Annotated in this window: 10 protein-coding genes; 8 read left to right on the plus strand and 2 right to left on the minus strand. The window is 45.7% G+C overall.

Annotated features, from left to right (window positions below; translation table 11 throughout):
* Genes ptsP through VFDL14_RS02840 form a run of 4 tightly spaced genes read left to right on the plus strand, consistent with a single transcriptional unit; the run spans position 1 to position 4,786 of the window.
* Complete coding sequence (gene ptsP, locus VFDL14_RS02855) at positions 1 to 2,250, plus strand: phosphoenolpyruvate--protein phosphotransferase (protein WP_032553171.1); 2,250 nt, start codon at positions 1 to 3, stop codon at positions 2,248 to 2,250.
* An 8-nt stretch (positions 2,251 to 2,258) separates the two neighbouring features.
* Positions 2,259 to 3,050 carry a sulfite exporter TauE/SafE family protein gene (locus VFDL14_RS02850; protein WP_032553172.1) on the plus strand — a complete coding sequence of 264 codons (792 nt, stop codon included), beginning with the start codon at positions 2,259 to 2,261 and terminating at the stop codon, positions 3,048 to 3,050.
* 53 nt (positions 3,051 to 3,103) lie between these two features.
* A complete protein-coding gene (gene lgt, locus VFDL14_RS02845) occupies positions 3,104 to 3,925 on the plus strand; it encodes a prolipoprotein diacylglyceryl transferase (protein ID WP_032553173.1) in 822 nt (273 codons plus the stop codon).
* Between the two features lie 9 nt (positions 3,926 to 3,934).
* Complete coding sequence (locus tag VFDL14_RS02840) at positions 3,935 to 4,786, plus strand: thymidylate synthase (RefSeq protein WP_032553174.1); 852 nt, start codon at positions 3,935 to 3,937, stop codon at positions 4,784 to 4,786.
* 339 nt (positions 4,787 to 5,125) lie between these two features.
* On the opposite strand, the gene VFDL14_RS02835 is transcribed toward VFDL14_RS02840, so the two are convergent.
* The gene (locus VFDL14_RS02835) at positions 5,126 to 6,271 is read right to left on the minus strand and encodes a Na/Pi symporter (protein ID WP_032553175.1); all 1,146 of its coding nucleotides are present in this window, start codon (positions 6,269 to 6,271) and stop codon (positions 5,126 to 5,128) included.
* A gap of 388 nt (positions 6,272 to 6,659) precedes the next feature.
* On the opposite strand from VFDL14_RS02835, the gene nhaR reads away from it, so the two are divergent.
* Positions 6,660 to 7,550, plus strand: a complete 891-nt coding sequence (gene nhaR, locus VFDL14_RS02830) for a transcriptional activator NhaR (protein WP_032553176.1) — start codon at positions 6,660 to 6,662, stop codon at positions 7,548 to 7,550.
* A 104-nt stretch (positions 7,551 to 7,654) separates the two neighbouring features.
* Positions 7,655 to 7,951, plus strand: coding sequence for an ArsR/SmtB family transcription factor (locus VFDL14_RS02825; protein WP_032553177.1), 297 nt, complete (start codon positions 7,655 to 7,657; stop codon positions 7,949 to 7,951).
* A gap of 134 nt (positions 7,952 to 8,085) precedes the next feature.
* On the opposite strand, the gene rpsT is transcribed toward VFDL14_RS02825, so the two are convergent.
* On the minus strand, positions 8,086 to 8,346 hold the full coding sequence (rpsT, locus tag VFDL14_RS02820) for a 30S ribosomal protein S20 (RefSeq protein WP_032553178.1): 261 nt from the start codon (positions 8,344 to 8,346) through the stop codon (positions 8,086 to 8,088).
* A gap of 251 nt (positions 8,347 to 8,597) precedes the next feature.
* Here rpsT and murJ point away from each other — a divergent pair, with 251 nt between their 5' ends.
* Positions 8,598 to 10,160, plus strand: coding sequence for a murein biosynthesis integral membrane protein MurJ (gene murJ, locus VFDL14_RS02815; protein WP_032553218.1), 1,563 nt, complete (start codon positions 8,598 to 8,600; stop codon positions 10,158 to 10,160).
* 70 nt (positions 10,161 to 10,230) lie between these two features.
* Positions 10,231 to 11,166, plus strand: a complete 936-nt coding sequence (gene ribF / locus VFDL14_RS02810) for a bifunctional riboflavin kinase/FAD synthetase (protein ID WP_032553179.1) — start codon at positions 10,231 to 10,233, stop codon at positions 11,164 to 11,166.
* The last annotated feature ends 34 nt before the right edge of the window (positions 11,167 to 11,200 follow it).

Here is an 11,200-nt window from a genome sequence, read left to right on the forward strand (position 1 = left end):
ATGCTCAGTCAACTAAGGGAAATAGTTGAACACGTATCTAGGGTTGAAGATGTCTCAACCGCATTGGATATTTTAGTTAAAGAGACGTGCAGCGCGATGCAGACTGAGTGCTGCACTGTGTACTTAGCCAACAATGATATGCAGCGCCTTGAGTTGATGGCAACTCAAGGCCTCATTTTTGAAGGGAACAGCATCCATATCGGGTTTAACGAGGGATTAGTCGGCTTGGTTAAACGCAGTGCTGAGCCTATCAACCTAGCGCAAGCTTCTGCGCACCCTGCTTATAAGTTTTTCCCGGAACTCGGGGAAGATGTTTATCACTCATTTCTTGGTACTCCTATCATTCACCGCAAGCAAGTGCTTGGGGTTCTGGTCATTCAGCAAAAATCACCACGCTTGTTCAGTGAAATGGAGGAGTCGTTTCTCGTTACGCTCTCTGCACAGCTAGCGGTCATTGTCGCTCACGCGCAAACGCAAGGCCTTTGGCTGCTGGAGCATCAAGATCAACCTTCGACTAAAGGTATCGCTGCTTCATCAGGTGTCGCTATTGGTGAGTTGTGGTGGGATAACACCCAGCCAGAGTTAACCGATGTTTATCCTGCTTCAACGCTTGATATCGAACGCGAACATGAATTGCTAGCGGTCGCAGTTGAGAACGCACTGAATGACTTTAAGCGCATGCGTAAGCGCTTAGACAGTGATATTAATAAAGACGCTCTGGCGATCTTCGACCTGTTTACTCACCTTTTGAATGACCCTATGCTGCGAAATGATCTCAAGGCACAGGTTCAGAAAGGGGATAAAGCCGATTGGGCACTGAGACAAGTCGTGGAGAGCTACTCAAGTCGTTTTGCTCGGATGTCTGATCTCTATCTGCGTGAACGAGCGCAAGACATTAGAGAACTTGGACAGCGTCTGCTCTATTTCTTACACAACTCGGAGCAAGAGCAGCGTTCTTTAGAGAAGCCTATCGTATTAGTGGTACGTGAACTTACCGCCTCTGTGTTGGCTTCTATCCCGAAAGAGAAGCTGCTTGCGGTGATCTCGTTAGAAGGTGCAGCTAACTCTCACGCTGCGATTTTGTCACGCGCACTAGGCATTCCATCGGTGATGGGGGTAACTCTTAATCTTGCTAATGTGAATGGCAAGCAGGTAATTGTCGATGGCTACAGTGGCGAGATCTTCATTGAGCCTACCCAGAATCTGCTGAAAGAGTATCAAGAGCTGATCCTTGAAGAGACTGAACTCTCTTCAATGGTGAACCGTGATATTCACCTACCAGCCAAAACACAAGACGATCATCAGGTCGAGATTCTCCTAAATGCTGGCTTGAGTGCCGATACCAACATCGCTCTCAATCAAGGGGTTGATGGTGTCGGTCTGTATCGAACTGAGATCTCTTTCCTTCTGCAACAGCGTTTTCCTTCCGAAGACGAACAAGTAAAGCAGTATCAATCGGTACTCGAGAGTTACCCGGATAAACAAGTGGTGATGCGTACTCTGGATATCGGTGGTGATAAGGCTCTGCCTTACTTCCCGATTGAAGAGGACAACCCATTTTTAGGCTGGCGTGGTATTCGATTCACGCTCGACCATCCGGATATCTTTATCATCCAGCTAAGAGCTATGCTGAGAGCCAGCTGCGGCAGTCAGAACCTCAGTATTCTTCTGCCGATGATTTCTGGTGCTCGCGAGCTTGATGATGCATTGCAGCTTATCGAGCAGGCTTACGAAGAGGTGCATGAGCTTGATGACCGTGTTCGTATGCCACGTATCGGAATCATGCTTGAAGTCCCGTCAATGCTCTACTTGTTGCCATTGATTGCTGACCGTGTCGACTTCGTATCTGTTGGTACCAATGATTTAACCCAATATTTATTGGCGGTTGATCGGAACAATTCTCGTGTCTCTGATGTCTATGAATCCATGCACCCTGCAGTGATCATGGCGCTTAAGCAGATCCACGATACTTGTAAGCAGTATCAACTGCCGGTGTGTATCTGTGGTGAATTAGCGGGTGACCCGATGGGCGCGCTGTTATTAATCGGTCTTGGTTATCAAACCTTGAGTATGAACACCTCGAACGTGGCAAGAACCAAATATTTGATACGTCAGTCTTCATTGAGTGATTTACAAGATTTAGCAAATAATGCACTTGTACAGCCGTACGGCAGTGACATCTATAGTATGATGCTGTCCTATTTCGAACAGCGTGAATTTACCGGCTTTATCAGAGCGGGCAAAAAATAGGATTAAACGTGTCATACGAACTCATTGGTTTGCTAGCGGGCCTTGGCGCCGTCGTTGGTGTATTGGCTGGCTTATTGGGCATTGGCGGTGGCTTATTGGTAGTCCCTGCATTGTTGTTCTTACTGCCTAAAGCGGGTATCGCTCAAGAGATTGCGATGCAAATGGCGCTGGCAACCTCCTTGTCGACCATTATTGTCACCTCTGGCTCTTCTGCGTTGAACCACCTTAAACTTGGTAACGTTGAGATGTTCGTGGTGAAGTGGTTGATGCCTGGCGTTGTGATTGGCGGCTTTATGGGTTCTTTTATTGCCGATTCGATTCCGTCTCAATATCTGCCTAAAGTGTTTGGTATCATCGTGTTGCTACTGGCATTACAAATGCTGCTGTCGATACGTTCTCGCAGCCAAAAGACCATGCCTGCACCGGCAAAAACGGTCGCATGCGGTGGCGGCATTGGTGTGATCTCGAGCTTAGCTGGTATCGGCGGTGGTTCATTGTCTGTGCCTTTCCTCAATCACCATGGGGTTGAGATGCGCAAGGCGGTCGGCTCTTCGTCGGTCTGCGGTTGTGTGATTGCTATATCAGGTATGATTGGCTTTATTTGGCACGGTTCGTCGGTTGAATCTTTGCCTGCGCACAGCTTGGGTTATGTTTACATGCCGGCGCTGGTGGCTATCTCTTGCACTTCGGTGCTCACCACTCGAATTGGTGCTAAGTTAGCAACGCAGCTACCAACGCCCGTATTAAAGAAAGTCTTCGCCGTCTTTTTAATGTTTATAGCCGCGACCATGCTGCTGTAGTGTATTCCTCTTAGCCGTTGGCTAATTCTTTTATATTAGATAGAGAGCTAAATATGTCTCAGGGTTTTATCGAATTCCCCAATATCGATCCTGTTCTGATTGAACTAGGGCCAATTTCTGTTCGTTGGTATGGCTTGATGTACCTTGTCGGTTTTGTCTTTGCGATGTGGCTGGCTAATCGTCGTGCAGACCAACCAAACAGCGGCTGGACTCGTGAGCAAGTCTCAGATCTGTTGTTTGCTGGTTTCTTGGGTGTTGTCATTGGCGGCCGTGTTGGTTATGTGCTGTTTTACAACTTCGACCTTTTCTTAGCGGATCCTCTGTATCTCTTTAAAGTATGGACTGGCGGCATGTCATTCCACGGTGGTCTGCTAGGTGTTATTACCGCAATGTTCTGGTATGCGAAAAAGAACGGTCGAACCTTCTTTGGCGTAGCCGACATGATCGCGCCATTGGTGCCGTTTGGCTTGGGTATGGGGCGTCTAGGTAACTTCATGAACAGCGAGCTGTGGGGCCGAGTGACAGATGTGCCATGGGGTGTCGTATTCCCGAATGGTGGTCCGCTGCCACGCCACCCATCTCAACTGTACGAAATGGCGCTTGAAGGTATTGTCCTGTTCTTCATCTTGAACTGGTTTATTAAGAAGCCTCGCCCATTAGGTTCGGTTTCTGGCCTGTTCCTTGCGGGTTACGGAAGCTTCCGTTTCCTAGTAGAATACGTGCGCGAACCTGATGCACACCTAGGCCTGTTTGGCGGATTTATCTCTATGGGTCAAATCCTGTCTCTACCTATGGTAATTATCGGTGTTCTTATGGTGGTTTGGGCATACAAGCGCGGTCACTACAAAGATGAAGTCCCACAACAAACGAAGTAAGGAATTGGTGTGAAGCAGTATTTAGAACTCTGTCAGCGAATCGTTGATGAAGGCACGTGGATTGAAAACGAGCGTACAGGCAAACGCTGCCTAACGGTGATCAATGCAGACCTGACTTACGATGTTGGCAACAACCAGTTCCCACTTGTGACGACGCGTAAGAGCTTTTGGAAAGCGGCAGTCGCTGAACTGCTAGGTTACATCCGTGGTTATGATAATGCGGAAGATTTCCGTAAGCTGGGCACCAAAACATGGGACGCGAACGCAAACCTCAATGAAGCATGGCTGAACAACCCTCACCGTAAAGGTGAAGATGATATGGGCCGTGTTTACGGTGTTCAAGGTCGTGCATGGGCAAAGCCTGACGGTGGACACATCGATCAGCTAAAGAAGATTGTTGATGACCTAACGCGTGGTGTTGATGACCGCGGTGAGATCCTAAACTTCTACAACCCGGGCGAATTCCACATGGGTTGTCTTCGTCCGTGCATGTACAGTCATCACTTCTCTCTACTCGGTGATACTCTGTACCTGAATAGCACGCAGCGCTCTTGTGATGTCCCACTAGGCCTTAATTTCAATATGGTTCAGGTTTACGTGTTCCTAGCGATTATGGCGCAAATCACAGGTAAGAAACCGGGTGTGGCTTATCACAAGCTGGTGAATGCTCACATCTACGAAGACCAGCTTGCGCCAATGCGTGATATCCAGTTGAAGCGTGAACCTCTAGCACCAGCAACCTTCCACATTAACCCTGAGATTAAGTCTCTAGAAGATTTAGAAACATGGGTAACACTGGACGACTTCTGGGTAGAAGGCTACGAGTGCCACGAAGCGATTAAGTACCCATTCTCGGTATAACTCGCTCATAAAATGATTTGAAAGGCTGCCACAGTGCAGCCTTTTTTGTATCTGAAGAGCAGTAAATGTAGTGACGAGATTCGAGTAAGCGAGATGCGGGATGAGAAGGGCTAAGGGGGGAAACGAGTCAGCGAGATTAGGGATACGAAGAGCGAGCGCATTCTGAGTGATGCGTTAGAGACTAAATACGATAACAGCAGTTCGTGCTTTTCGTTACCCGTACCCCGAATCTGTTTTTTGCTTTTCGCTACTCGTTTACTCGAATCTCTCATCTGCTCTTAAAAAAGAAAAAGCCCGCAACTCTCGTTGCGGGCTTTGATTATGCGATGGACTTTTTGCTTAAGCAGTTAGCGCTAGGATAGAACCTGGTAGCACTAGGAAAACAGCGATTAGGTAACCAGCTACGACTGCTTTGTTCTTCACAGCCATGTCTGAAATCAGGTCTGCTGCTTTAACTGGTAGTTCACGTAGGAACGGAATACCAAAGATGAATACTGTTGCCATGATGTTGAACACTAGGTGTACAAGAGCAATCTGTAGTGCGAATACTGCGAACTCACCAGATACCGCTGTTGCTGCTAGTAGTGCTGTGATACACGTACCGATGTTTGCACCTAGAGTGAACGGGTAAACGTCACGTACTTTAAGAACACCTGAACCTACTAGCGGAACCATTAAGCTTGTTGTCGTAGAAGAAGACTGAACAAGAACAGTAACGATTGAGCCAGAAGCGATACCGTGAAGTGGACCACGACCGATAGCGTTCTTTAGGATTTCACGAGCGCGGCCTACCATTAGGCTCTTCATTAGTTTACCCATCACTGTGATAGCAACGAAGATAGTTGCGATACCAAGAACGATAAGTAGTACGCCACCTACAGTATCACCGAATGTAGATAGTGGCTCTTTGATTGCACTTACTACAGGCTTAGTGATTGGTTTGATGAAGTTCAGGCCTTTCATGCTCATGTCGCCAGTTGCAAGCATTGGCGATACCAACCAGTGAGATACTTTCTCAAGAATACCAAACATCATCTCTAGCGGTAGGAAGATCATTACAGCTAGTAGGTTGAAGAAGTCGTGAATCGTTGCACTTGCAAACGCACGCTTAAACTCGTCCTTACAACGAACGTGGCCAAGACTTACAAGCGTGTTAGTTACCGTTGTACCGATGTTTGCACCCATGATCATAGGGATAGCAACTTCAACAGGTAAACCACCCGCAACTAAGCCAACGATAATAGATGTCACGGTGCTTGATGATTGGATAAGTGCTGTTGCAACTAAGCCGATCATTAAGCCTGCAACTGGGTGTGAAGCAAATTCAAAAAGAACCTTGGCTTGCTCGCCTGTTGCCCATTTAAAGCCAGTACCTACCATTGATACAGAAAGAAGTAGTAGGTAAAGCATGAATGCCAAGTTAGCCCAGCGTAGCCAGCGAGTAGTGCTCGAGATTGGCGCTGCTGCAGTAGTAGCTTGGTTCATAATGTTTTCTCCATGGACCGTTAAAGTCTGTGTTTGGTCTGTTAGTTAATCTGAGCGTGATGTTAGAGGGGAAATATTTCAGTAATATTACATTTTTATTGGTGCGGCTTTTTTTTGTGATGATTTGCTGTTTAAATATTTTGACAGCTAATTGTATCGATCTAAGTCTTTGTATTTTAGGGTTTTTATATCCTTTACTTTATTGCGGGTTTGATCGAAAAAATTGAAAAAAAATCGATTTTCTATCATCGAATATGACAGTGTGAATCTTAATGTTTCGGTAAATGTATTGGTTTTGGTGTCTAACAGGTGTAAAAACCGAAGTTATTGAGGCGAGGTGTCATATTTGCTATAAAAGAGTGTCACATAACTCTATACGGCTTTAATCATGTCGCATCTTAATTACAACCACCTCTATTATTTCTGGATGGTGTGCAAGCAAGGTTCAATCACTAAAGCAGCTGAAGCGCTCTTCTTAACGCCTCAAACCGTCACCGGGCAAATTAAAGCTCTTGAAGAGCGGATGGATGGCAAGCTTACTAAACGTAATGGACGAAGTGTCGAGCCAACAGAACTTGGCCAACTGGTTTTTAAATACGCCGATCGTATGTTTGGTCTGAGCTATGAGATGCTGGATATCGTTAATTACAGCCAACACTCCAATATTCTGTTTGATGTCGGCGTTGCAGATGCGCTGTCAAAAAGGCTTGTCAGCAAGATCTTAATGTCGACCATTCCTGAAGATAACAGCATCCACTTACGCTGTTTTGAATCGACCCACGAAATGCTATTAGAACAGCTGTCTCAACATAAGCTCGATATGATCCTATCCGACTGCCCAGTTGACTCAAGCCAGAGCCCAGGGTTATTCAGTAAGAAACTGGGTGAGAGTGGTATGAGCTTTTTCTGTACAGGTAAGGTCGACAATGTCAGTTTCCCTGCAGTACTAGAACAGAGAAAGCTATTAATACCAGGTAGCCGCACTTCGATGGGGCGTAAGGTTTTGCAATGGTTTGATAGACAGGGTCTAAAACCGGATATTTTGGGCGAGTTTGATGATGCCGCATTAATGAAAGCCTTTGCGCGTTATCACCACGATGCCATTTTCTTAGCACCGACACTCTACTTATCTGAAGTAGAAGAGGATACCTCGCTACAGATGTTGGGTGGCATTGACGAGCTGAAAGAAGAGTACTATGTCATTTTTGCTGAGAGGATGATCCAACATCCGGCAGTTAAAAATGTATGTGACGCAGATTTTAGTAATTTGTTCGAGTGAGTTAGTTTGTTAATGAATTGATATCGATTATCATAACTCTACAATATGCCGTAATTAGTACTGATAGCCCGTAGTTGGCGTTGAAGGTAGTAGGGAGCCAAACTATGAACTTGAAAGAAATGGAGAAAAACTCGGCACAAGCCGTTGTGTTGTTGAAAGCGATGGCTAACGAGCGCCGCCTACAGATTTTGTGTCTATTACATGATAGCGAGTTATCGGTAGGTGAGTTGTGCAATATGTTAGAGCTGAGTCAATCGGCTTTATCGCAACATTTAGCATGGCTAAGGCGAGATGGTTTAGTTGAAACACGTAAACAAGCTCAAACGGTTTACTACACATTGAGTAGTGAAGAGGTGAAGGCAATGATTACGTTACTGCATGGTATCTATTGTAAGAAATAGAGCGGTGTTGGATGTGAGTTTCAGAACACATGGATGTGTGTCATAACGACCATTAAGAGAAAACGGCAAATCGCAGACATAAAAAAACCGGCCAAGGCCGGTTTTTTTCGTTTTGCTTTGAAATCAAGTATCTATTAAAGAGCTTTGATTGCAGCAGCGAAACGAGACTTATGACGAGCAGCTTTATTCTTGTGAATAAGGCCTTTAGTCGCCATGCGGTCTAGAAGTGGTGTAACTTCTACGAAAGCAGCAGTTGCAGCTTCTTTATCGCCAGCTGCGATAGCTGCGATAGTTTTTTTCATGTAAGTGCGCATCATAGAACGACGGCTAGCGTTGTGCTGGCGACGTTTCTCAGCTTGGATAGCGCGCTTCTTAGCAGATTTACTGTTTGCCAAGGGTCTAACTCCCAAAAACTTAGTTCGGTGACAATTTAAGGGCGAGGACTATCCCTCATTTGCGCTTAATTGTCAAATGATTTGTGCAAAAACCAATCGTAGCCAAACAAATTTTGGAATGGAAAGGTTATCGCGGTTAAGATGGCGGGGATTCTAACAGCATTTTTAGACCAATGCTAATAAATATGCTTCTAACGATCGGATAGTATTTATCCTCGCTTAGAACTAATCAATCAGTGTCAGAGGTTTTTGTGAGTAAACGACTATTAAAGTCAGGCATGATAGTAAGTGCGATGACTTTTGTTTCCCGTGTATTGGGACTTGTGCGCGACGTTGTCGTGGCCAATTTGATGGGTGCTGGGGCCAGTGCTGATGTCTTTTTTTTCGCCAATAAGATCCCTAATTTCCTACGTCGTCTGTTTGCTGAAGGCGCCTTCTCACAAGCCTTTGTTCCTGTTCTAACTGAGTACCATGCTGCGGGAGATAAAGATAAGACTCGCGAATTGATAGCTAGGGTGTCTGGTACGCTCGGGGTTCTGGTCTCGATTGTTACTCTTGTTGGTGTGATTGGTTCTGGTGCCATTACAGCACTATTTGGTGCGGGTTGGTTTATCGACTGGCTTAATGGTGGCCCGTCGGCTCATAAATTTGAGTTAGCCAGTTTGATGCTCAAAATCACCTTTCCCTATTTATGGTTCATTACCTTCGTTGCTTTATCTGGGGCGATTCTTAATACCTTAGGTAAATTTGCGGTCTCTTCTTTTACGCCTGTGTTCTTGAACGTCATGATCATAGGCTCTGCGCTTTTCATTGCACCGAATCTAGAGCAACCTGAAATTGGATTGGCGATTGGTGTCTTTTTAGGCGGCTTGGTTCAGTTTCTGTTCCAATTACCTTTTTTAATTAAAGAGGGAGTTTTAGTTAAGCCTAAGTGGGGTTGGCGCGATCCTGGCGTTGTTAAGATCCGTACTTTGATGATCCCTGCGCTGTTTGGTGTGTCAGTTAGCCAAATTAACTTGCTGTTTGATACCTTTATTGCCAGTTTCCTAGCTACAGGCTCTATCAGCTGGCTTTATTACTCTGACCGCCTTTTAGAGTTTCCATTAGGCTTGTTTGGTATTGCTATCGCAACCGTGATTCTGCCTGCGCTATCTCGTAAACATGTCGATGCACAAGGTGAGGGCTTTGCTCATACTATGGACTGGGGGGTACGCATGGTTCTACTGCTGGGTATTCCTGCCATGTTCGGCTTGATTGTGCTAGCGAAGCCTATGTTGATGGTGTTGTTCATGCGTGGTGAGTTCAGCCCTCATGACGTGGAGCAAGCTTCGATGTCTCTGGTCGCTTATGCGTCGGGTCTACTTAACTTCATGTTGATTAAGGTGCTAGCGCCGGGTTACTACTCACGCCAAGACACTAAAACTCCCGTTAAGTACGGTATTATCGCAATGGTTAGCAATATGGTGTTTAATGCCATCTTTGCTTATTTCTATGGTTACGTAGGTTTGGCGATTGCGACCGCGCTGTCGGCCTTTGTCAATATGGCACTGCTATATAGAGGCTTACATTTAGCTGGTGTTTACCACTTAACGAAAACAACCTTAGTCTTTAGCGGAAAGCTATTACTTGCGGGTGGAGCAATGGTTGCTGTGATTTTATGGCAACTAGAGAGTATGCAACAGTGGCTAGAGTGGAGCTTCAGTTACCGAGCGCTTATGCTCACTGGCTTGATTGCACTTGGCGGCTTTGCTTATATTGTCTCTGTGTTCGCTTTGGGTATCCGAGTAAAACATTTAAAAGCAGCGACAGAGTAATACTGATTAGTATATAATCCGTCGGTTTCACACAATGAATGATGTAAATAACAGATTTTAGCTGGTCGTAATGGAACTAATCCGAGGCATTCACAATATTAAAGCGCAGCATCACGGCTGTGTATTAACCATAGGCAACTTTGACGGTGTACATCTAGGACACCAGGAAGTACTGAGCCAGGTATCCAAGCAAGCTGCGGCATTGGGCTTACCCTCTGTCGTGATGACGTTTGAGCCTCAGCCCATGGAACTGTTTGCTCGTGACAAAGCCCCTGCACGTTTAACTCGTTTAAGAGATAAGTTCGTGCAGCTGAGTAAGCTGGATATTAGCCGTTTATTGTGTGTCAATTTTAACCACTACTTCGCGAACCTATCGGCGGATGCTTTTATTAAATATCTGTTGGTGGACAAACTTGGTGTGAAGTTTTTGGTGGTGGGTGATGACTTCTGCTTCGGTAAAGGTCGCACCGGCAATTTCGCTATGCTTAAAGAAGCGGGTGAAAAGTATGGTTTTGAGGTGGTTAGTACCCAAAGCTTCTGCTTAAACCAGCTGCGTGTAAGTAGCACTGAAATACGCAATGCTCTGGCGTTTGACGATTTAACCTCTAGCGCTGCCATGTTAGGGCGTGATTACAGTATCAGTGGTCGTGTGTCTCATGGGCGTAAACTGGGAAGAACTATAGGTTTCCCAACGGCGAATATCCCACTTAAACGTTGTGTCTCTCCAGTCTCTGGGGTGTATGTTGTTGAAGCAGTCGACATCGATGGTTCACCTGTCGGTGGTGTTGCAAATATCGGACAACGACCAACCGTAAATGGGGTTCGTCAGCAACTAGAAGTGCATTTTTTTGACTTTAAAGCCAATTTATATGGTAAACAGTTAGAAGTACGTCTTTTGCACAAATTGCGCGACGAGAAAAAGTTTGAATCGTTCGACGCACTAAAGAATCAAATAGAATTGGATGCTGAAGCAGCAAGGGTGTGGCTGCGTCAGCTAAAGAATTAATCGGTTGATTCCACCGATTAACATAATGTCTAAC

It is taken from the genome of Vibrio fortis (genome assembly GCF_000695685.1).
Classification (GTDB): domain Bacteria; phylum Pseudomonadota; class Gammaproteobacteria; order Enterobacterales; family Vibrionaceae; genus Vibrio; species Vibrio fortis_A.